Here is a 20,413-nt window from a genome sequence, read left to right as displayed (position 1 = left end):
TGCCGCCCGGTAGAGCCACCCCATGGGTGGCTGTCAATCCACGGTAGAGCCACCCCATGGGTGGCTGTCAATCCACGGTAGAGCCACCCCATGGGTGGCTGTCAATCCACGGTAGAGCCACCCCATGGGTGGCTGTCGATCCACGGTAGAGCCACCCCATGGGTGGCTGTCGATCCACCCGGCACCGCGTGCAGCCACCCATGGGGTGGCTCTACCCCCCGGTCTGCGCGCACAAAAAAGGCCCCCTGTCGCCAGGGAGCCTTCGGTAATTCACTGAAACCCGTGACGCTTACGACGTCATCCGGTCCCAGAAGCCCTTCACGCCATCGATGAAGGTCGCCGACTTCGGCGAATGCTTGCGCGCTTCCTCACCGGTGAAGGTGGTTTCGAACTGTTCCAGCAGCTTGCGCTGCTCCGGGGTGAGGTTGACCGGGGTCTCCACCACCACGCGGCAGTACAGGTCGCCTTCGCTGCGGCTGCGTACCGAACGCACGCCCTTGCCACGCATGCGGAACAGCTTGCCGGTCTGGGTCTCGGCCGGAATGCGGATCTCGGCATAGCCGCCGAGGGTCGCTACACGGACGGTATCGCCCAAGGCCGCCTGCGAGATGCGGATCGGCACTTCGCAGTGCAGGTCGTCGCCGTCGCGCTGGAAGATCGCGTGCTCGCGCACCCGCACTTCCACATACAGATCGCCCGCCGGGGTGCCGGCCGGACCGGCCTCGCCTTCACCGGACAGACGGATGCGGTCGCCGGTGTCGACGCCCGCGGGCACCTTGACCGACAACACTTTGTCTTCCTCGACACGGCCATTGCCGTGACAGGTCTTGCAGGGGTTCTGGATGATCTGGCCACGGCCGTTGCAGTGGTGGCAGGCCTGCTGCATCGCGAAGATGCCGCGCTGGATGCGCACCTGGCCCTGGCCACGGCAGACCGAACAGGTCTCGACCTTGCCGTCTTCCGAACCGCTGGCGTTGCAGTCATCACACTCGACCAGACTCGGAATCTCGATGCGGCGCTCCACGCCCATCACCGCTTCTTCCAGGTCCAGTTCCATCACGTAGCCGATATCGGCGCCACGACGGGCCTGGCGCGGACCACCACCACCGGCGCCACCGCCGAAGATGTTGCCGAAGATGTCACCGAAGATATCGCCCATGTCCGGGCCACCCGGACCACCGCCACCGCCGCCCATGCCGTGCTCGAATGCCGCATGGCCGTGGGCATCGTACATCCGGCGCTTGTTGCCGTCGGACAGGGTTTCGTAGGCTTCCTTGCATTCCTTGAAGGCGGCCTCTGCCTCGTTGTCACCCGGATTGCGGTCCGGATGGAACTTCATCGCGCAACGGCGATAGGCCTTCTTCAGTTCTTCATCGCTGGCGGTGCGGGACACGCTCAGCACTTCGTAGTAATCGCGCTTGCTCATAACTTGAATCGGGTTCCGGAAGTCGGGATTCGTCAAAGCGGAAGAGCGGCACCAGGTCCGCTCTTTCGCCGGGCGCCCCGACAGGCCGGGAGACGGCTGTCAGGACCAGAAGGGGGATAGGACAACGGGACGCTGCCTGCGCAACGTCCCGTGTTGTGTCCGGATCAGGACTTCTTGTCGTCCTTGACTTCGGTGAACTCGGCGTCGACCACATCGTCGTGCGCGCCGCTGTTGCCACCGGCATCCGGGCCCGGTGCCGCGCCGCCCTGCTCGGCCGCCGCGGAGGCCGCGAACAGGGCCTGGCCGGCTTCTTCCAGCACCTTCGACTTGGCTTCGATCTGTGCCTTGTCGTCGCTCTTCATCGCGGTTTCCAGATCGGCCAGGGCCGACTCCACCTTGCCGATCACATCGCCACCGACCTTGCTGCCGTGCTCGGTGATCGCGGTACGGGTACCGTGGATCAGCGCGTCAGCCTGGTTGCGGGCCTGGACCAGCTCATGGAACTTCTTGTCTTCTTCGCGGTTGGCTTCCGCGTCGGCGACCATGCGCGCGATCTCGTCCTCGGACAGACCCGAACCTGCCTTGATCTCGACCTTCTGTTCCTTGTTGGTCTTCTTGTCCTTGGCCGACACGTGCAGGATGCCGTTGGCGTCGATGTCGAAGGACACTTCCACCTGCGGCAGACCGCGCGGCGACGGCTCGATGCCGGACAGGTCGAACTTGGCCAGCGACTTGTTGAAGCGGGCCTGCTCGCGCTCACCCTGCAGCACGTGCACGGTCACGGCCGACTGGTTGTCCTCGGCGGTGGAGAACACCTGCGAGGCCTTGGTCGGGATGGTGGTGTTCTTCTCGATGATCTTGGTGAACACGCCACCCAGGGTCTCGATGCCCAGCGACAGCGGGGTCACGTCCAGCAGCAGCACGTCCTTGACGTCGCCGCCCAGCACGCCGCCCTGGATCGCAGCACCCAGTGCCACGGCTTCGTCCGGGTTGACGTCCTTGCGCGGTTCCTTGCCGAAGAACTCGGTCACGGCCTGCTGCACCTTCGGCATGCGGGTCTGACCGCCGACCAGGATCACTTCACCGATGTCGCTCGAACGCAGGCCGGCATCATTCAGCGCGATGCGGCACGGCTCGATCGACTTCTTGATCAGGTCTTCCACCAGCGCTTCCAGCTTGGCGCGGGTCAGCTTGATGTTCAGGTGCTTCGGGCCCGACGCGTCAGCGGTGACGTACGGCAGGTTCACTTCGGTCTGCTGGCTGGTGGACAGCTCGATCTTGGCACGCTCGGCGGCGTCCTTCAGGCGCTGCAGGGCAAGCGGATCCTTGCGCAGGTCGATGCCCTGGTCCTTGTTGAACTCGTCGACGAGGTACTCGATGACGCGGTTGTCGAAATCTTCGCCGCCCAGGAAGGTGTCACCGTTGGTGGCCAGCACTTCGAACTGCTTCTCACCGTCGACGTTGGCGATCTCGATGATCGACACGTCGAAGGTGCCGCCGCCCAGATCGTACACAACGATCTTGCGGTCACGGCCGTCACCCTTGTCCAGGCCATAGGCCAGGGCAGCAGCGGTCGGCTCGTTGATGATGCGCTTGACTTCCAGACCGGCGATGCGGCCGGCGTCCTTGGTGGCCTGGCGCTGGCTGTCATTGAAGTAAGCCGGCACGGTGATCACGGCCTCGGTGACGGTCTCACCCAGGAACGCTTCGGCGGTCTTCTTCATCTTCTCCAGCACGCGGGCGGAGATTTCCTGCGGGGCCATCTTCTTGCCGTCGCTGGTCTGGACCCAGGCGTCGCCGTTGTCATGGGCCAGGATGCCGTAGGGCACGTGCGCGATGTCCTTCTGGACTTCAGCGTCGGTGAACTTGCGGCCGATCAGGCGCTTGACAGCGTAGAAGGTGTTCTTCGGGTTGGTCACCGCCTGGCGCTTGGCCGAGGCGCCGACCAGGACTTCGCCGTCCTTGGTGTAGGCGACGATGGAGGGCGTGGTGCGATCGCCTTCCGAATTTTCGATGACGCGGGCCTTGCCGCCGTCCATGATCGCCACACACGAGTTGGTGGTGCCGAGGTCGATACCAATGATCTTGCCCATGAGGGAGACTCCTGAAAGTTCTGGGTACATCCGGCAGCTGCCGGGTTATGAATGGGATGTGTGGGACGCTGCGGACACTTTCAAGCCGTCCATCAAACACAGTGTTCGATGGCGACCCAACGCGTTCAGCGTCCGGTCGGACCGCCGGGCCTGGCCCGGCGGACCGACCCGTGGGTCAGTCGCGGGCCACCACGACCAGCGCCGGCCGCAGCAGGCGGTCGTTGAGCAGGTAGCCCTTCTGGAACACCTGCACCACGCTGCCGGGCGCCGCGCCGGGCGCGTCGACCTGGCTGATGGCCTGGTGGTGGTCCGGGTTGAAGGTCTGGCCGGTCGGGTCGAGCAGGGTCAGGCCATTGTCGGCGGCGACCTTGAGCAGCTGCTTGTAGGTCAGTTCGAGACCTTCGCGCAGCGGGCTCGGCTCGCTGCCGGCGGCATTGAGGCCGGCATCGAGGCTGTCGAACACCGGCAGCAGCTCGCCGAGCAGCTTTTCATTGGCGAAGCGGCGCGCCTGTTCCACGTCGCGGGCAACGCGCTTGCGCTGGTTGTCCAGGTCGGCGCGTTCGCGCAGCGACTCCGAACGCAGCAGGGCCAGCTCGTTGTGCAGGCTGTCCAGCTGCTGCTGCAGGGACGGCTCAGCGCCCGGCTCGCCGGCGGGATTCTGGGATGCGATATCTGACTGATCTTGGTTCATTTCCGGATCCTTGGCGGTGACTCTCCGCCTCCACCCACCCCTATGTGGGCGCGGCTACGGGATTCAAGAGTCCAGGGCCGCTTTATGCGCGATCGCGGGACAATCCGCCGCCCGCGGGCGAGCCCAGCGCGGCCCCCAGCACCTGGGCGGTGGCTTCCACCAGCGGGATCATGCGGTCGTAGGCCATCCGCTTCGGGCCGATCACCCCCAGCACCCCCAGCACCTGGCCATCGGCCGAGTACGGGGCGGTGACCAGGGAGACGCTCTCCAGCGGCATCACCCCGGTCTCCTCGCCGATGAAGATGCGCACGCCCGGGGCCTGGATGGTGCGCTCGAGCAACTGCAGGATCTCGCGCTTGCTGGCGAACACATCGAACAGCTCGCGCAGGCGCTCCAGATCGGACAGGTCCTGCACGCCCATCAGGCGGGTCTGCCCGGCCAGCACCATGTCATCGGCCGGCGGCACCATCGCCTGCTCGGCCAGCTCGATGCTGTGCGCCAGCAACTGCTCCATTTCCGACTGCGCATCGCGCAGCTCCAGCAGCAGCCGGGCCCGGATCTCGGCCAGCGGCCGACCGGCGCAGTTCGCATTGAGGTAGTTGGCGACCTGCTCCAGCTCGCCGGGGTTGAAGCCGCGGCGAGGCTCGATCACCCGGTTCTGCACCTCGTTGTCGGCGAACACCAGGATCGCCAGCACCCGGCGCGCGTCCAGCGCCACGAAATCGATATGCCGGAACGCGAACTGCTCCCGGCGCGGGGCGCTGACCACCCCGACGAAATGGCTCATCGCCGAAAGCAGCTCCGAGGCACTGCCGAGCAGGGCCTGGGTGCCGGTGCCGGTGGCCAGCTCGGTGCGCAGGCGGCTGAGCTCGCCCTCGCCCGGCGGCTGCATCTTGACCAGGCTGTCCACGAACACCCGGTAGCCGTGCGCGGTCGGCACCCGACCGGCCGAGGTATGCGGCGAGCTGAGCAGGCCCAGGTCTTCCAGGTCGCCCAGAATGTTGCGGATCGTGGCCGGACTGACGTCAAGGCCGGCATGCCGGGCAAGGGTCTGCGAGCCGACCGGTTCGCCATCCTGGATGTGGCGCGCGATCAGCGTCCGCAGCAGATGGCGGGCACGCGGGGCGAGATGGGACGCGGAAGGATGCATGGAATCAGCCTGTGAGACGCCCACTTAGATAATGGCTGCACGGGGCGTTGGCAAGTCATTGGAGACGCCCCCCGCCCATGCTAGCGTGCGCGGCTTGGAGACGCCCCTCGTGTACAACGTAGACCATGCTTAGACATCTATCGATCAAGGATTTCGCGGTCGTCCGCGCCACCGAGCTGGAATTCGGCGCCGGCATGACCGTGGTCTCGGGTGAAACCGGCGCGGGCAAGTCGCTGATGGTGGACGCGCTGGGCTTTTTGTCCGGGCTGCGCGCCGACAGCGGCGTGGTCCGCCACGGCGCCGCGCGCGCCGAGCTCTCGGCCGAATTCGCGCCATTGGCCGACGCCCCGGCGCGCCAGTGGCTGCGCGACAACGAGCTGGACGACGAAGAACAGTGCCAGTTGCGACGGGTGATCCGTGCCGACGGTGGCTCGCGCGCCTTCATCAACGGCCGCCCGGTGACGCTGACCCAGCTGACCGAGCTGGCCAGCATGCTGGTCGAGATCCACGGCCAGCACGAACAGCAGGCCCTGCTCTCGCGCCCCTCGCAGCTCTCGCTGCTGGATGCCTTTGCCCGCAACGATGCCGAGCGCGCCCAGGTCCGCCAGACCGCCGCACGCTGGCAGACGCTGGTGGACGAAGCCGAGGCGCTCTCGCGCCAGGGCGACGTGAGCGACCGGATCGGCTATCTGGAACACCAGCTCAGCGAGCTCAAGCGCGAAGACCTGGACCCGGCCTCGATCGCCACCCTGGGCAGCAGCCACCGCCGCCAGGCCCATGCCAGCGCGCTGATCGGCGCCTGCGACGTGGCGGTCAGCCGCCTCAATGGCGATGACGAGGTCTCGGTGCTGCAGCTGCTGCAGCAGACCCGCCACGATCTGGCCCGCGTGGCCGAACACGACAGCCGGCTCGGCGAGGTCGATGCCCTGCTCGACAGCGCCGCCATCCAGCTGGACGAAGCGCTGTCATTGCTCGACCGCGTCCATGACGACCTGGATGCCGACCCGGAGCAGTTCGAGGATATCGAGCGCCGTCTCGGCCGCCTGCACGACCTCGCCCGCAAGCACCGCGTGCCGATGGAAGGGCTGGGCGAGCATCGCGACGCCATGGAGGCCGAAGTCGAGCAGCTGCGGGGTGCCGACGAGCGCCTGCAGGCCCTGGCCGGCGAGATCGACCGTGCCGCTGGCCAGTGGAAAGCCGTGGCCGAGGTGCTCAGCGCCAGCCGCCGGAAGGCCGCCAAGGCGCTGTCGGACACCACCACCACCCTGATCGGTGAGCTGGGCATGGGCGGCGGTCAGTTCCTGATCGAGATCGAGCCGCAGACCGTGGTCAAGCCGGACCCGAACGGCGCCGAGCGGGTCGAGTTCCTGGTTGCCGCCAACGCCGGCCAGCCGCCGCGTGCCCTGCGCAAGGTCGCCTCGGGCGGTGAGCTGTCCCGTATCTCGCTGGCGATCGAAGTGGCCGCGCTGGGCCTGGATGCGGTGCCGACCATGGTCTTCGACGAAGTCGATTCGGGCATCGGCGGCGCCGTGGCCGATATCGTCGGGCAGAAGCTGCGCGCCTTGGGCGAGAAGCGTCAGGTGCTGTGCGTCACCCACCTGCCGCAGGTCGCCTCCAAGGGCCACGCCCACTACCGGGTCAGCAAGGCGCCGGTGGACGGCATGACCCAGAGCGCGGTCGAGAAGCTGGATACCAAGGCCCGCGAGGAAGAGCTGGCCAGGATGCTGGGCGGCGTGGAAGTCAGCAAGGAAGCCCGGGCTGCGGCGCGCAAGCTGCTGCAGGTCTGAGCCCCCCCCCGTGATGGGTAGTGCCGGCCGCTGGCCGGCTCCCCGCCAGAACCGGTGCCTGGCGCTGAAAGCAAAAACCCCGGGCATGCCCGGGGTTTTTTGATCGCATCCGGGCCGCCAGCGGCCCGTTACCGGCGCTTCTTGCGCACGTAGAGCACCAGCGAGTGCTCTTCCAGCTCGTAGCCATGGTCGGCCGCGATCTTGCGCTGCAGCTCTTCGATCTCGTGGCTTTCAAATTCGATGATCTTGCCGCTGTCCACATCGACCATGTGGTCGTGGTGGCCACCGCGATCCAGCTCGTAGACGGCCTGGCCGCCTTCGAAATTGTGCTTCAGCACCAGGCCGGCGGCCTCGAACTGGGTCAGCACCCGGTACACCGTGGCCAGGCCGATCTCATCACCGTGCTCCAGCAGCTGGCGGTAGATGTCTTCGGCGGTCATGTGGTGGCTGGCATTGCGCTGCTCGAGCAGCGCCAGGATCCGCATACGCGGGTGGGTCACCTTGAGGCCGACTTTGCGCAGGTCGTGGGTTTCCATAGTTCTCCGTTCATTGGCGATTTAGCGCCAGCTGCCTCGGATTGGGTCGCGGCGACACGTCGGGAGTGTATCATCGACTCGATTTCCCCAAACGCCATTCCCCGATGCGCAATCTCCTGCTGGTCGCCGCCGTTGCCCTGTCCACCACGGGCTGCGGCATCATTTACAAGCAACCCATCTATCAGGGCAACCTGATCCGGGAGCAGGCCGTCGGTCAGCTGCAGGTGGGCCAGAGCAAGCAGCAGGTCAACGCCCTGCTTGGCACGCCCTCCATCCCGGACCCGTTCCACGCCCAGCGCTGGGACTACACCGCCAGCCAGCGCGTGAACCGCGTGGGCAAGACGGAAGTGAAGAACTTCACCGTCTACTTCGAGAACGATGCGGTCACCCGCTGGGACGGCGAGTACTTCGCCAGCGACGACGCCCAGCTGGCCCGCAGCACGCTGCGCCAGTTCGGCCGCAACCTGCCCAAGGACAAGAAGAAGCGCGGCCGCTGAGGCCTGCCTTCTTCACTCAGCTGCCGGCGCGTGCGCGCCGGCGGCGGTTGTCTTTCGGGTCGGCCAGCAGCGGACGCAGCAGCTCGACCCGGTCGCCCTCGCGCAGCACCTGATCCGGCTTGGCCAGCAGGCCGTGCACGGCTACGGCCGGGCATTGCGCGCTGCCGTCAATGGCGGCCACCGCGATGGCCTCGGCGATCGTGGCGCCTTCGGGCAGCGACAGCACCCGCGACGCGGCCCGATCGGGCCAGGCCAGCACCACCTCGACGGTGATCACCGCTCAGTCCTGGGCGTCGGCGACGCGGACGAAATCGTTCACCATGCGGTCGGCCAGGCCCTGGAAGCCCAGCGCCAGGGCCGGACCAAGCAGACGTGAGGTCGGCTCGAACTCCAGCGTCAGCGTGACCTTGCAGGCGTCCTCGGCCAGCGCATGGAACTCCCAGCGCCCGTGCAGACGCTTGAACGGCCCGTCCTTGAGCTGCATATCGATGCTGTGCGGGCGCTGCAGCGTGTTCTCGGTCATGAACCAGGTCGAGAACGACCCAAAGCCCAGATCCAGGCGCGCGACCAGGCGGTCCGGGCCGGACTCCAGGATCTGCGCGGCCGAACACCAGCGGAAGCGGCGCGGATAGGCGTCAATATCATTGACCAGGTCGAACATGCGGGCAGCCGAATGTTCGACCAGGGCACTACGTCGGATAGTTGGCATGCGATACAGATGTCTGATGAATCGACCGGGCGTGCCCGAATCGGAGACAATAGGGAAATGAGCAAGAACAGCGGCAAGGATAAAGCAAAGGACGCGACGGCCAACAAAACCATCGCGCTCAACAAGCGTGCCCGTCACGAGTACCACATCGAAGATCGCTTCGAAGCCGGCCTGGCCCTGCAGGGCTGGGAGGTCAAGTCGATCCGCGCCGGGCGCGGCAACATCATCGATGCCTACGCCTACGTGCGTGATGGCGAGATCTACCTGATCGGCGCGCAGATCACCCCGTTGATCCAGGCCTCCTCGCACATGGTGGCCAACGACCGTCGCGAGCGGAAGCTGCTTCTGCATCGCAGTGAGATCGACAAGCTGATCGGCAAGGTGCAGCGCGATGGCTACACGATCGTGCCCACCGCGATGTACTGGAGCAAGAACAAGATCAAGCTCGAGATCGCGCTGGCCAAGGGCAAGCAGACCCACGACAAGCGCGATGCCGAGAAGGACCGGGACTGGGCGCGGGAGAAGTCGCGCACGATGCGCCGGCACAACCGCGACGCCTGATGACGCGCACGGTGCCCGCAGCGGGCATCCAGCCGGCCAGCGCCGAGGACACCCGTGCGGTGTTCGCTGGTCTGCTGGCCTTCAACCAGGCCGCCAGTGGCGACGCCCTGGACGACCAGCCGGTCAACCGGGTCATACGTGATGCTGCCGGCCGCGTTGTGGCCGGGATCGCCGCTGATGTCTGTGGCGGCTGGCTGATGGTGCATGCGCTCTGGGTGGATGACACCCGCCGCAACGAAGGATTAGGCCAGGCCCTGCTGGCCGATGCCGAGCAGCAGGCCCGCGCGCTCGGCGCGCACGCCGTGACGCTGGATACCTTCTCCTGGCAGGCGGAGGGCTTCTACCTCAAGCAGGGCTATGAAGTGTTCGGCCGGCTGCAGGATTTTCCGCCGGGTCATCAGCGCCTGTATCTGCGCAAGCGGCTGTAGGCCCTGCGCGGCGCGCGGTCAGCGCGCGGTATCTTCCGGATCGGCTTGGTAGGGTCGCATCTCCACCGGCGGCGGGTCCACGCCGTGCTTCTGGCGGTACAACGCATTGAGATGCAGATTCAGATGCAGCGCCTCGGCCTCGGCCAGCAGGCGCTGGTCGCCGCTCAGCCGCGCCCCCAGCATCATCTCCCGGTGCAACGCTGCGGTGAGATCGCCGCGCATCTCGGCCACCCGGGATATCGCGTAGGCCTCGGGAATCCCTGCCGCATGGGCGCCCGCCTTCCAGGACGACAGCAGACTCAGCGCGAACAGATCGCCGTCCGCGCCCGCGGCCAGCAAACGGCTTTCAGCCGTCGGATCGGCGCCCAGCTGCCGCGCATCGAACACCGTGGCCGCCACCGTGTCGCCTGCCCGCGCCGCCTGGTCGAGTTCGGCGTCGGAGGCCTGCTGATAGCGGGTCCATTGCGCGCCATTGGGGAAGCCGTGCTGGTCGAGCCAGCGCCGCGCCTCCGGATGACCACTGCTGAAGGGGTCCTGGGCGATTTCCAGGCTCTCCCGTGTGCGGGCGAGATCGGGAACGGGGTGCGGCGGTCTGGTCGAGGCGGTCGGCGCCGCTTCAACCGAAGGCGTGGCCGCCTGTCCGGCCGGTGTCGACGCCTGCCCTGCCCCGCCCGGCGCCTGCGCACCGGATGTCGACCGCCAAACGCTGGCGGCTCCGATCACCGCCACCACCAGCACCGCCACTGCAATCCACACCTGCTTCTTCAACGCCTCGTCCCTGTCTGCAACCACTCTTCCGGGGCCGGATTGTAGCCCGCTCGTTCACCCGGGTGCCCACCCCACCTGACCCGCGGACGCCAGCGGGACAACGATCTTTCCCCGCCAACCCCGCACAACTGTCAGAATCCCCGCATTGATACGGAAAGGATCCGCGCGTGACTCTCGAAACTACCCCGGCACCCGCACTGGCGGCGGACGAACTGACCACCCTGCGCGCCGACGTGGCGGCGCTGGAGTTCATCTTTGACGAACTCGCCCGCGCCATGGACCCGGCCGCGCTGCTCAAGGTGCTGACCTACCTGATCCGCAACGCCAAGCGCGTCGCCTCGGAGACCCAGAGCTACGACAGCCTGGAGCACCGCCGCCTGGTGGCCCAGGTGGAATCGCTGATGGCCCGGGTTGAACCGCAGGCCAAGAAGCAGGCGATGACCGTGCGCAACGAGCACAACCGCCTGAAGAAGGAAAAGGCCCGACACAAGGCCGACAGCCGCCGCCAGCTGCAGAAGTAAGCCGCAGACGGCCAAGGTGACTGTTCAGCTGGATTGGAGTAGCATCCATTCCGTCAAGTAGAGTTCCGGTGCTGTTTTTCCGGATGAAGTGCGGTTCTTGAAGAAACCGGGGGTGCATTGGTTTCGACGGGGGTTGTGAAGTTACTTGGTGCATGCCGAGGGGGCAGCTTTCCTCGTTAATCCAGCAGCAAACTTTTAGTTGCCAACGACGACAACTACGGTTCGAACGACTTCGCAATCGCTGCCTAAAAACAGCTTTAGCGTTTAGTTCTACAGCCGCCTTAGGCGAACCCCCGAACCTACTTGTGCCCGTGCTCGTAGATGTAGGGTCATTATCACGGAACCGGTTGTGATGGCTGCCTGTCAGTCACGACTTAACTAAAGCAGGCTGGTCCTGGGGTGCGCTTTGCACACCGTGCTGCCACAGGATGAGATTCAACGGTGAGCTAAGCATGTAGTACCGGGGATGGAGTGCCTTCGGACGGCGGTTCAATTCCGCCCACCTCCACCAATTAGCCGTTTCGACGGTGCATCAAAGGCTGGAACCCTAGAGAAATCGAAGGTCCCGGCCTTTTTTGTGCCCGTCTTCCGCCAGCCAGACAGCCGCTCAGCCCCTCACGGCAACGTGAACTTCCGCGCCATCCGCAGCGGCCACACCGAAGTGAACTGCGCACCGCCCACCAGCCGGTACGCCGCGGACACGCTGTGCAGCACGCCCATCGCCTCCAGCACATCCTTGGTCTTCCGGAAGGTCGGGCGCGGATCCGCGGTGAACATGAAAAGGTTGATCTCTTTCGCGCTGACGTCGTAACCGTCCAGCGTCGCGGCCTTGCCGAGCGCGGTGGTCAGCTCGGCCTCCAGCGTGGCCAGGAAGGCCTCATCATCCAGCGACTTGCGCCAGAACTTGATCACAAGTTGGTAATCCATCAGGCGGACCCGTTGTTCAAGAAGTGAACCGCCAAGGGTACCCGCATGGCAGGCATCACGCTGTCTTGGAGGCGGCCGCGATCATCTGTGCCAGCCGGTCAGCGATGGCCTGCCGCACCTCCGGCGCCAGCCGCGAGCGCGACAGCGCTTCGAACACCCACATGCCGTCGGCGGCGAGCTTGGCGATGAACAGGTCCAGCGCAGCCGGATCGCTCAGGTCCTGCGGCGTGGGCGGCGACCAGCGCTCGACCACTGCGGTCCACGGCTGCATGTTCTCGTCGGTGGCGGCTGCATCGAACATCAGCTGCAGTTCGGCCCGGGTGGCCGTCTGTGCGCAGGTGAGCGCGTAGGACTGGTAGCGCTCGGGGGGCCCTGCCGCGTCGGCAGGTTTGCCCGCGGCCTCGATCATGCTCGCCTCCCACACGCCGGCCAGGTGCTGGTGGATGCCCTGCAGCAGCGCATCGCGCGAGGGGAAGTGATACAGCAGCCCGCCCCGGGCGATGCCGGATTCGCTGGCGACCGCTTCAAAGGTCAGTGCGGTGATGCCGTCGCGTTCGATCACACGGACGGCGGCATCCAGGATGTTGGTTCGGTTGCTCGGGCGCATGGGTCAGTGGGCGTGGGAGACGGTGGTGGCCGTGCCGGGGCCATGGCGGCGCAGCAGCACGCCGGTGGTGACGGTGCCGACCAGCAGCACCGCGGCAATCACATACAGTACCCAAACGTAGCTGGGGTCGTAGGCGGTGCTGGCCGCTGCCAGCCACCCGGCGGCGCCGCCCGGTTGTGCGGCCAGTGCAAGCGCCTGCTGGATGCTCTGGCCCGCACCGGCGTCCACGCCGTCCGGCAGCGTCACGGTGGCCGAGTACAGCGCGGCGATCAGGCTGCCCAGCAGGGAGACCGCGAACAGGCTGCCAAACTCATAGGACACTTCCTCCACCGAGGAGGCCATGCCAGCGCGGTGCGGGGGCACGTTGCCGATGATCGCGGTGGAGGCGACGGAGATGGTGGCGCCCATGCCCAGCCCGGTCAGCAGCAATCCGGCGAGGGTCCAGCCGAGGTGGCCGCCGAAGGTGGCCGCGACCAGCACCACACCGGCGGTGCCCACGCCCAGCCCGCCGGTGATCAGCGGCAACAGCCCGACGCGGTGCAGGAACATGCCGCCGAAAATGGCGCTGGGCAGGCACCCGATCGCCACCACAGACACCAGCAGGCCCGCCTGCAATGGGGTGTAGTCGGCCACCAGCTGGAAACGCTGGGTGGTCAGCAACTGCAGGCCGGCGATGGCGAACATCGCGAACGCCGCAGACAGGACGCCGGCCAGAAACGGAGCGTTACGGAAGATGGCCACGTCGAGCATCGGGTACGGCAGCCGGCGCTGGCGGCGCAGGAACAGCACCAGCCCCACCACGAAGACCAGCGCCGCACCGGCTGCCAGCCCCCAGTTCGGCGGCGCATGCGCAACCTCCTTGATCGCCACCACCAGCCCGGACAAGGCGACCAGGCTGAGCAACGAGGAGATCAGGTCCCACGGCTTGCTTGCATCGGGCGTGCCATGGGGCGCGAACAGCACCGCCCCGACCATGGCCAGCAGCACGATCGGCACATTGATGAGGAACACCGCGCCCCACCAGAAGTGCGCCAGCAGCACGCCACCGACGATCGGGCCGAGGGCCGCGCCGACGATGGAAATGCAGCCCCATACGGCGATGGCCAGATTGCGCTCGCGTTCGTCCTCGAAGGTCAGGCTGATCAGCGCCAGCGTGGCCGGCATCATCGCCGCCGCGCCCACGGCCAACAGCGCGCGGGCGGCGATCAGCAGATTGGCGTCCGGCGCGAACGCGGCCAGCAGCGAGGCGATCCCAAAAATCACCAAGCCGATCAGGAACATGCGCCGGTGCCCCAGCCGGTCGCCGAGGGTACCGGCACCCAGCAGCAGGCCAGCCATCACCAGGGGATAGGCGTTGATGATCCACAGGCCCTGCAGCGGGGTCGCGCCCAGTTCCTTGGTCAGCGTGGGCAAGGCGGTGTAGAGCACCGAGTTGTCGAGGGTGATCAGCAACAGGCCGGCGGCAACGGTGAGCAGCAGGCTCCAGCGCTGGGTCTTGGTCGGGGTCATGGTGCGCAAAGGGGGGGGCGACGGGATCGTAACTATACAGGACGTCCTGTTATGTTTTACCAACCTGGCGCCCACGCGTTCAGCCTACGGCGGCGCACCGTGTGCGCACTGCGCGCTGGCCGGTGCGTCGGCCCAACCGCGTTTACCTCATTGCAGGGGGCTCACCCGGGCAGGCAGGCGCCTGTCCGATATGGACTGTGTCGGGGGAACGCTATGGACGGACAGAAAGAGGCTTTTCGGCTGGCGCAGGCCGAGTTGGCGCAGTGCTGGGCAGGCGGGGTGTCGGCCGCCGAGCGCTGGGCGGTGTATGACGCGATCCATGATCGGCTGGTCGCACAGTGGCCCAACGAGGCCCATCGCATCGTCGGCATGATGGTGCTGTGGGTGACCGAGATCCGCGGCACCTGCCCTGCTCCGGACCGCACGGCAGATGCGGGCCTGGATGACAGCGTGCTGCTGCGCACGTGCCGTATCGACTCGTGAGGAGCTATGGCGCCGTCGGCTGGAACGGATCGGTGTGGCCGGCCACTTCCATGTTGATGGCATTGATCAGGGCCGACACGGCGGTCGCCAGGCGACGGCTGTCCGCGATGGAGCCGAAGAACAGAATCGAGGTGCCGTCGAGTTCGACACCGGCCAGCCCGAGTTCGCCCTTGAGCGCGGCCACCCGTTCGTCGAACAGCTTCAACCAGTGGGCATCGGGAACAACATCGAGCATGGCGACAATGGCCTCGTCCGCGCCGTGATCGACAATGGTCTGCAATGTCGGGACGTCAAAACCCAGCAGGCGCGGCACGCTGCTATCTGGTACGGGGATGCTCATGCGGGCATGGTAGCCGGTCAGCCGGGCGAGCGCTGGAAGACGTTCAGTAACACGCGATGCTCTCTCGCTGGCGGCAACACAAACGACCCGGCCAATCCGACCGGGCCACGGTGCGTGCGGACCCGTTTTATTCTTCCTGGTCGCTCTGCTGGCCCGAGCGCTGGCCCTGCTGATCCTGGTCCTGCTGTTGCTGCTGCTTCTGGGCATCGCGATCGCGCTGATCCTGCTGCTCCTGCTGGCCCTGCTGCGGGGCATTGCGCTGCGGATCATTCTGACCCTGCTGCGGGTTCGGGGTGTTGGCCATTGCCGTATCTCCGGTGTTCGGCATCGAAGTGGTGCCGGTGAATCCACGCTAGGCCTGCCGGCGTTACCCATGTGTGCGTGGAAGGGGCTGGTGCATGCACGCGCCGGGCACCTGCGTAAACAATTCAGAACGCACTGGAAACCGAGACCGGTAGAGCACGCTGCGTTCATCGCAGTGCGGCGAGGGTCGCAGCGCATCGACAATCCCTTGATGGGGTCACGCCCATGCTCGGGACGAAACGCCCTTGCCGGGCCCCACCAAGGACATGCCATGACGCCGCTCCGCTCACTGCTGTTGACCACCCTGCTCGCCCTGACGCCGATGCTGGCCGCGGCAGCGGACAAGGTCACCACCACCCCCGTGCACTTCACCAAGGGTGCCAGCAGTGCCACCGTGCGTGGCACGTTGTCCGGCTATGACACCGTCCGCTACACGATTGCCGCGCGCGCCGGCCAGACCATGGCGGTGACGATCGACGGCAGCCCGAATGCCAACTTCAATGTGTTCGCGCCCGGCGTGACGCCCGGCCAGGGGGAGGCACTGGGCAGCAACGACGAAAAGCGGCGCTGGAGCGGCACGTTGCCGACCACCGGCACCTATGTCGTGCAGGTCTACCAGATGCGTGCCCAGGCGCGTCGCAATGAAAAGGCACCGCACAGCCTGACAGTCGCGATCCGCTGAGCCCTGTCCCGGGTATCCTCGGCGGTGCTGGCTTCCCCCCTCGCAAGGACCCCGGGATGGACTTCCTCAAACTGCTGCGGTCGCTGGAAGAGTTCCTCTACGAGCTGTGCACCTGGTTCCTGTTTTTCCCACGCACGCTGTACCGCGTGATCGTGTATCCGCGGCGGATGGCCCAGTACGTGGATACCGAGCTGAAGGAAAAGCTGGAGCGCCAGTTCGACGATGCGATCAGCCCGCCCATGTTCCTGATGCTGGCGGTGCTGGTCGCGCACGGGGTGGAGCTGATGCTGCACCAGCAGGTGGTCGGTACCGGGGCGCTGTCGCGCTCGATCTTCGGCAATGAAGAAAGCCTGCTGCTGTACCGCTCGATCACGTTCGCGATCTGGCCCCTGGTGACTACCACGCACCTGTTGCGTCGCAAGCACGTGCCGATGACCCGCGAGTCGCTGCGCCGTCCGTTTTTCATGCAGTGCTACCTGACCGCACCGTTCGCGGTGGCGCTGTCCACCAGCATGGTGTTCGTGCGGCTGCCGGGCCAGCTGTCGACCACGCTGGGCGTCGCGGTCGGCGTGCTCGCCGCGCTCTGGTATGCGGTGGTGCAGGCCGGGTGGCTGAAGATCGCGCTGCAGCGCTCGTGGTTGAACACGATCCTGTCCACGGTGTGGGTGCTGGTGTTGGGGGCAGCGATCAATATGACGATCGGCGTGATCCTGCTGTCGAGCTGAGGGGGCACTGCCGATCAACCGCCATGTCCTGCATATCCTTTTCCTGCCCTTCCATGCGACCCTTTGGGAACGTTTTCATGGAATGGAGGGATTCCACATGCTGTCTCGTTTCCATCGGCCCGCGCTGCTGGCCCTGATGATGTTCGCCGCCCCGCTGGCCAGCGCCTGGGCGCAGGCACCCGATGCGTTGAAGGTGATGTCGTTCAACGTACGCACGCCGGCCGATACCGACCCGGGCAAGCGCTGGGAGGACCGCCGCGATGCGATGGTCACGCTGATCCGTGAGCAGAAGCCCGAGGTGATCGGCACCCAGGAGCTGGTGCAGAAACAGGGCGAGTACCTGGTCGCGCACCTGCCCGGCTACACCCTGTTCGGCAGGGACCGCCGCGGCGGCAACGGCGACGAACACATGGGCGTGCTGTACGACAGTGCGCGGCTGAAGGTGCTCGAATCGGGTGACTTCTGGCTCTCCGACACACCGGACGTGCCGGGCAGCATCACCTGGGGCAACCTGTTCCCGCGCATGGTGACCTGGGCACTGTTCCAGCGTCAGGCCGATGGGCAGCGCTTCTATCTGTTCAACACCCACCTGCCCTACCGTGACGAAGATGAGCCGCGCCGCGTCCTCGGCGCAAAGCTGATCGTCTCGCGGCTGGCCACACTGCCCAAGGACATCCCGGTGGTGGTCACCGGCGATTTCAACAGTGAGCCCGGCAGTGACACCTACAAGGCATTTACCGCTGCGTTGGGCGATGCTCGAAAACTCGCCGGCAAGGTCGATGGCCCGCGCCTGACCTTCCATGATTTCACCGGCAAGCCGACGGTGGAACTGGACTGGATCCTGGTGCGCGGTTTCAGCGTGGACAGCTTCAGCACGCTGGACCAGAAACCCGGTGGCGTGCTGCCCTCGGATCATTATCCGGTGCAGGCGGAACTGCGGTTCCCCGTGCGAGCACCGGCGGGCAAGTAAGCAGACGCAAGATGGACGGTCAGCGCACCGTCCATCGGCTTCAGGTTGGCCGTACGGCGGCCTGCGTTTTCACAACGTCGATCATGGCTGCCGCTCATCCATCTTCTGCAGCAGTCGATACAGCGCTTGGTGCTGCTCACGTGCCTGGCAGATCCGCGCGCCGATGGCGATGAACACACCCGTGGCGATCAGGCCGATCTCGAACAGGCCTTCGGTCAGGCAACAGAATCCCGTGACCACCGCAAGGATCGCCACCACCAACAGCGCGATCACGCCACGGGAAAGTCCCGCACCGGAGGCAGGTCCCGGGTCGTGCAGATGCAGGCGGACAGGACGCCACGGATTGGGTTGCATGCGGGCCACTCCAGAAAACGACCCACGCTTTTAGCACCGTGCACAGACACCGTGCAGAGGCAAAGCCGTCAATCGCGACGCACTGCGCAGCGGATGTGACGGCTGTTGCCTTTCTTGCTGTCGGGACGGCGCCCTCGCCGCCCCGTGCCCAACGGTGGGGTCAGCGTTGCGTGACCGCCACCGGGGTGTTGGCCGCATCCTGCTGCTGGCCCCAACCCCCCAGGGCCTTGTACACACCGACCACGCTGACGTTGACCGTGGATTCGGCCTCGGCCAGTGCATCGTCCGCGGCCAGCTGGGTGCGTTGCGCATCGAGCAGGGTCAGGAAGTCTTCCGACCCCTCGCGGAAGCGGATCTGCGCCAGTTCCTCGGCGCGCCCCGCCGCCTGGGCCTGCTCGGCGACGATCGCCAGGCGAGCCTGCTGCTTGGCGTACCGCGTCAACGCGTTCTCGGTGTCTTCCAGCGCCAGCAGCACGGCCTTTTCGTACTCGGCGGCAGCACCATCGGCCTGTGCCTTGCTGGCGCGCAGACGGGCTTTGACCGTACCGAAATCGAACGCGGCCCAGCTGATCGACGGCGTCACCGACCATGCCTTGTTGCTGCCGTTGACCAGGCCACTGGCATCACCAGACAGGAACCCGACAAACCCGCTCAGGCTGATCCGCGGGAACAGGTCTGCCGTGGCCACGCCAACCCGTGCGGTCGCCGCGGCCAGCCGACGCTCGGCCACGCGCACATCGGCGCGCTGACGCAGCAGATCGGTGGTGTCACCCAGCGGCAACGCCTTGGCGTACGGCCGCATCTCGCGCGGCTGCAGCAGGCTGTCCAGTGCGTCCGGGCGCTGGCCCAGCAGCACCGCCAGACGATGACGTGACTGCACCTCGGCCACTTCCAGCAGCGGGATGTCGGCCTCGATCGCCTTCAGGCGCGCACGGCTGCTCTGCACGTCCAGCTCGCTGCCGGCGCCCAGTTCCCACCGGGTTTCGGTGAGCTTCTGGGTGTCGCGCAGATTGACCAGGGTGCGCTTGGCCACCGCGATGCGCTTCTGGGTACCGCGCAGTTCGAAGTAGTTGCGGGCCACTTCGGCGGCGACGGTGACCTGTGCATCGGCGAGGTTGTCCTGCTCGGCGCCCAGGTCGGCGCGCGCCGCTTCGGCGGCACGGCGCTGGCGGCCGAACAGATCCAGCTCCCAGCCGGCATCGAAGCCGAGCTGGTAGCTTTCGCTGAAGACACGCTCGCCACCGAGGGTGGCATCCGGCTGCTTGCGACGGTCGTAACTGCCACCACTGGTGACGTGCGGCAACTGGTCCAGGCGCTGCTCGACGAACACCGCGCGGGCCTCACGCACGCGCGACATCGCGATGCGCAGGTCCAGGTTGGTGCCCAGTGCTTCATGCACCAGCTGCTCCAGCACCGGGTCATCGAACTGGGCCCACCAGCTCGCCACCGGCGAGGTGGTGGTGAACACCGGCGCGGCGGCGCCCTGCAGGCTCACCGGCTCGGCCGGCGGCGCCTGGTAGTTGGGGCCGACGCTGACGCAGCCGGCCAGCAGCGCGCTGGTCACGGCCACGGTCAACAGACGGATCACCATGGCAGCACCTCGCCGAGGTAGGTGAAGCTGCCGTTCGGGCCGTCGGCATCGATCAGTGCCATGCCGACGCTGGAACGCGCACCTTCGCTGATTTCGATCTCACCTTCGCCACCGTTCATGTCGGTTTTGACGTAGCCCGGATGCACGGTGTTGACCTTGGTGGTGCTCTCGCGCAGCTCATAGGCCAGCTGCACGGTCCACGCATTTACCGCGCTCTTGGAGGCGTTGTAGGCCGGCACCGCGAAGCCATAGATCGGCGAGCCCGGCTGGCTGTGCAGGGTCAGCGAGCCCAGGATGCTGGACACGTTGACGATGCGGCCAGCCGGCGAGGCGTTGAGCAGCGGCAGGAACGCCTGGGTGACGGCGATCACCGCGAACACGTTGGTGTCGAAAGTATCGCGCCAGGTCTGCAGGGTCTGCGCCGAGGGGGCCAGTTTGATGTCATCGAGCAGGATGCCGGCGTTGTTGACCAGGATGTCCAGGCGGCCGTGACGCTCGGTCACGGTCTGCACGGCGGCGGCGATGCTGGCGGCATCGCCCACGTCGAGCTGGATCGCCTCGACCGGCAGGCCCTCGGCCTGCAGCTTCAGCGCCTCGGCCACGGCGACGTCGCGCTTGCGCCCGGCCAGCAGCGTATGCACGCCGGCCTGGGCCAGCTGACGGACGGTTTCCAGGCCGATGCCGCGGGTGGCACCGGTGACCAGGGCGATCTTTTGGGTAGCGGTATTCATGTGAAAAACCTCGCGGGGGAAGGA

At 66.5% G+C, this 20,413-nt stretch carries 25 protein-coding genes and 1 other RNA gene; 10 read left to right on the top strand and 16 right to left on the bottom strand.

Annotation, left to right across the window (positions count from 1 at the left end; all coding sequences use genetic code 11):
• Window positions 1–289: 289 nt before the first annotated feature.
• The 4 genes from dnaJ to hrcA all read right to left on the bottom strand — a co-directional run bounded on the left by dnaJ (window position 290) and on the right by hrcA (window position 5,360).
• Window positions 290–1,426, bottom strand: coding sequence for a molecular chaperone DnaJ (gene dnaJ / locus ABE546_RS16285; RefSeq protein ID WP_121042065.1), 1,137 nt, complete (start codon window positions 1,424–1,426; stop codon window positions 290–292).
• A 164-nt stretch (window positions 1,427–1,590) separates the two neighbouring features.
• The gene (gene dnaK / locus ABE546_RS16280; protein ID WP_259260393.1) at window positions 1,591–3,519 is read right to left on the bottom strand and encodes a molecular chaperone DnaK; all 1,929 of its coding nucleotides are present in this window, start codon (window positions 3,517–3,519) and stop codon (window positions 1,591–1,593) included.
• Between the two features lie 175 nt (window positions 3,520–3,694).
• Window positions 3,695–4,210, bottom strand: a complete 516-nt coding sequence (gene grpE / locus ABE546_RS16275; protein WP_121042061.1) for a nucleotide exchange factor GrpE — start codon at window positions 4,208–4,210, stop codon at window positions 3,695–3,697.
• Window positions 4,211–4,292: 82 nt separating this feature from the next.
• Window positions 4,293–5,360, bottom strand: coding sequence for a heat-inducible transcriptional repressor HrcA (gene hrcA / locus ABE546_RS16270; RefSeq protein WP_088433152.1), 1,068 nt, complete (start codon window positions 5,358–5,360; stop codon window positions 4,293–4,295).
• A gap of 125 nt (window positions 5,361–5,485) precedes the next feature.
• Here hrcA and recN point away from each other — a divergent pair, with 125 nt between their 5' ends.
• Window positions 5,486–7,147, top strand: coding sequence for a DNA repair protein RecN (gene recN / locus ABE546_RS16265; RefSeq protein ID WP_313211560.1), 1,662 nt, complete (start codon window positions 5,486–5,488; stop codon window positions 7,145–7,147).
• Between the two features lie 128 nt (window positions 7,148–7,275).
• On the opposite strand, the gene fur is transcribed toward recN, so the two are convergent.
• Window positions 7,276–7,683 (bottom strand): ferric iron uptake transcriptional regulator, encoded by a 408-nt coding sequence (fur, locus tag ABE546_RS16260; RefSeq protein ID WP_070470227.1) that lies wholly within the window; start codon window positions 7,681–7,683, stop codon window positions 7,276–7,278.
• A gap of 104 nt (window positions 7,684–7,787) precedes the next feature.
• On the opposite strand from fur, the gene bamE reads away from it, so the two are divergent.
• The gene (gene bamE, locus ABE546_RS16255) at window positions 7,788–8,180 is read left to right on the top strand and encodes an outer membrane protein assembly factor BamE (RefSeq protein WP_019183163.1); all 393 of its coding nucleotides are present in this window, start codon (window positions 7,788–7,790) and stop codon (window positions 8,178–8,180) included.
• Window positions 8,181–8,196: 16 nt separating this feature from the next.
• Here bamE and ABE546_RS16250 read toward each other — a convergent pair whose 3' ends face one another.
• Together ABE546_RS16250 and ABE546_RS16245 are read right to left on the bottom strand one after the other, a co-directional pair.
• A complete protein-coding gene (locus ABE546_RS16250; RefSeq protein WP_313211557.1) occupies window positions 8,197–8,457 on the bottom strand; it encodes an RnfH family protein in 261 nt (86 codons plus the stop codon).
• Window positions 8,458–8,460: 3 nt separating this feature from the next.
• Window positions 8,461–8,889 (bottom strand): type II toxin-antitoxin system RatA family toxin, encoded by a 429-nt coding sequence (locus ABE546_RS16245; protein ID WP_346464495.1) that lies wholly within the window; start codon window positions 8,887–8,889, stop codon window positions 8,461–8,463.
• A 57-nt stretch (window positions 8,890–8,946) separates the two neighbouring features.
• Here ABE546_RS16245 and smpB point away from each other — a divergent pair, with 57 nt between their 5' ends.
• Window positions 8,947–9,450: an SsrA-binding protein SmpB gene (gene smpB / locus ABE546_RS16240; protein ID WP_088433158.1), complete on the top strand. Its 504-nt coding sequence runs from the start codon at window positions 8,947–8,949 to the stop codon at window positions 9,448–9,450.
• Window positions 9,450–9,878: a GNAT family N-acetyltransferase gene (locus ABE546_RS16235; RefSeq protein WP_346464493.1), complete on the top strand. Its 429-nt coding sequence runs from the start codon at window positions 9,450–9,452 to the stop codon at window positions 9,876–9,878. The genes smpB and ABE546_RS16235 overlap by 1 nt, the downstream gene beginning before the upstream one ends.
• 18 nt (window positions 9,879–9,896) lie before the next feature.
• On the opposite strand, the gene ABE546_RS16230 is transcribed toward ABE546_RS16235, so the two are convergent.
• Window positions 9,897–10,646 carry a hypothetical protein gene (locus tag ABE546_RS16230; RefSeq protein WP_346464491.1) on the bottom strand — a complete coding sequence of 250 codons (750 nt, stop codon included), beginning with the start codon at window positions 10,644–10,646 and terminating at the stop codon, window positions 9,897–9,899.
• Between the two features lie 167 nt (window positions 10,647–10,813).
• Here ABE546_RS16230 and ABE546_RS16225 point away from each other — a divergent pair, with 167 nt between their 5' ends.
• Window positions 10,814–11,167 (top strand): hypothetical protein, encoded by a 354-nt coding sequence (locus ABE546_RS16225; RefSeq protein ID WP_121042052.1) that lies wholly within the window; start codon window positions 10,814–10,816, stop codon window positions 11,165–11,167.
• 108 nt (window positions 11,168–11,275) lie between these two features.
• Window positions 11,276–11,678, top strand: a transfer-messenger RNA (tmRNA) gene (gene ssrA / locus ABE546_RS16220).
• A 104-nt stretch (window positions 11,679–11,782) separates the two neighbouring features.
• On the opposite strand, the gene ABE546_RS16215 is transcribed toward ssrA, so the two are convergent.
• Genes ABE546_RS16215 through ABE546_RS16205 form a run of 3 tightly spaced genes read right to left on the bottom strand, consistent with a single transcriptional unit; the run spans window position 11,783 to window position 14,210 of the window.
• Complete coding sequence (locus ABE546_RS16215; RefSeq protein WP_123729002.1) at window positions 11,783–12,094, bottom strand: hypothetical protein; 312 nt, start codon at window positions 12,092–12,094, stop codon at window positions 11,783–11,785.
• 55 nt (window positions 12,095–12,149) lie between these two features.
• Complete coding sequence (locus ABE546_RS16210) at window positions 12,150–12,701, bottom strand: TetR/AcrR family transcriptional regulator (protein WP_346464489.1); 552 nt, start codon at window positions 12,699–12,701, stop codon at window positions 12,150–12,152.
• A gap of 3 nt (window positions 12,702–12,704) precedes the next feature.
• Window positions 12,705–14,210 (bottom strand): MFS transporter, encoded by a 1,506-nt coding sequence (locus tag ABE546_RS16205; RefSeq protein WP_346464487.1) that lies wholly within the window; start codon window positions 14,208–14,210, stop codon window positions 12,705–12,707.
• Between the two features lie 213 nt (window positions 14,211–14,423).
• Between ABE546_RS16205 and ABE546_RS16200 the strand changes: the two genes are divergently transcribed.
• Complete coding sequence (locus tag ABE546_RS16200) at window positions 14,424–14,693, top strand: hypothetical protein (protein ID WP_346464486.1); 270 nt, start codon at window positions 14,424–14,426, stop codon at window positions 14,691–14,693.
• 4 nt (window positions 14,694–14,697) lie between these two features.
• On the opposite strand, the gene ABE546_RS16195 is transcribed toward ABE546_RS16200, so the two are convergent.
• Window positions 14,698–15,033 carry a hypothetical protein gene (locus ABE546_RS16195; RefSeq protein ID WP_313217956.1) on the bottom strand — a complete coding sequence of 112 codons (336 nt, stop codon included), beginning with the start codon at window positions 15,031–15,033 and terminating at the stop codon, window positions 14,698–14,700.
• 127 nt (window positions 15,034–15,160) lie between these two features.
• Window positions 15,161–15,337 (bottom strand): hypothetical protein, encoded by a 177-nt coding sequence (locus tag ABE546_RS16190; RefSeq protein WP_183073778.1) that lies wholly within the window; start codon window positions 15,335–15,337, stop codon window positions 15,161–15,163.
• A gap of 270 nt (window positions 15,338–15,607) precedes the next feature.
• Between ABE546_RS16190 and ABE546_RS16185 the strand changes: the two genes are divergently transcribed.
• The 3 genes from ABE546_RS16185 (at window position 15,608) to ABE546_RS16175 (ending at window position 17,713) form a co-directional block, all read left to right on the top strand.
• On the top strand, window positions 15,608–16,018 hold the full coding sequence (locus tag ABE546_RS16185; protein ID WP_313211521.1) for a g-type lysozyme inhibitor: 411 nt from the start codon (window positions 15,608–15,610) through the stop codon (window positions 16,016–16,018).
• A gap of 56 nt (window positions 16,019–16,074) precedes the next feature.
• On the top strand, window positions 16,075–16,743 hold the full coding sequence (locus tag ABE546_RS16180; RefSeq protein ID WP_313211519.1) for a hypothetical protein: 669 nt from the start codon (window positions 16,075–16,077) through the stop codon (window positions 16,741–16,743).
• 97 nt (window positions 16,744–16,840) lie between these two features.
• A complete protein-coding gene (locus ABE546_RS16175) occupies window positions 16,841–17,713 on the top strand; it encodes an endonuclease/exonuclease/phosphatase family protein (protein ID WP_313211517.1) in 873 nt (290 codons plus the stop codon).
• Window positions 17,714–17,794: 81 nt separating this feature from the next.
• On the opposite strand, the gene ABE546_RS16170 is transcribed toward ABE546_RS16175, so the two are convergent.
• The 3 genes from ABE546_RS16170 to ABE546_RS16160 all read right to left on the bottom strand — a co-directional run bounded on the left by ABE546_RS16170 (window position 17,795) and on the right by ABE546_RS16160 (window position 20,389).
• Entirely contained in the window at window positions 17,795–18,067 is a 273-nt protein-coding gene (locus tag ABE546_RS16170; protein WP_313211516.1) for a hypothetical protein, read from the bottom strand.
• A 160-nt stretch (window positions 18,068–18,227) separates the two neighbouring features.
• Entirely contained in the window at window positions 18,228–19,658 is a 1,431-nt protein-coding gene (locus ABE546_RS16165) for an efflux transporter outer membrane subunit (RefSeq protein WP_313211515.1), read from the bottom strand.
• Window positions 19,652–20,389: an SDR family oxidoreductase gene (locus ABE546_RS16160; protein WP_121041922.1), complete on the bottom strand. Its 738-nt coding sequence runs from the start codon at window positions 20,387–20,389 to the stop codon at window positions 19,652–19,654. The genes ABE546_RS16165 and ABE546_RS16160 overlap by 7 nt, the downstream gene beginning before the upstream one ends.
• Window positions 20,390–20,413 lie beyond the last annotated feature (24 nt).

The sequence above is a fragment of the Stenotrophomonas sp. TWI377 genome (assembly GCF_039674525.1).
Taxonomy (GTDB): Bacteria; Pseudomonadota; Gammaproteobacteria; order Xanthomonadales; family Xanthomonadaceae; genus Stenotrophomonas.
Note: the sequence above shows the minus strand (reverse complement) of the source record. Positions and strands in the feature narration are given on the sequence as shown.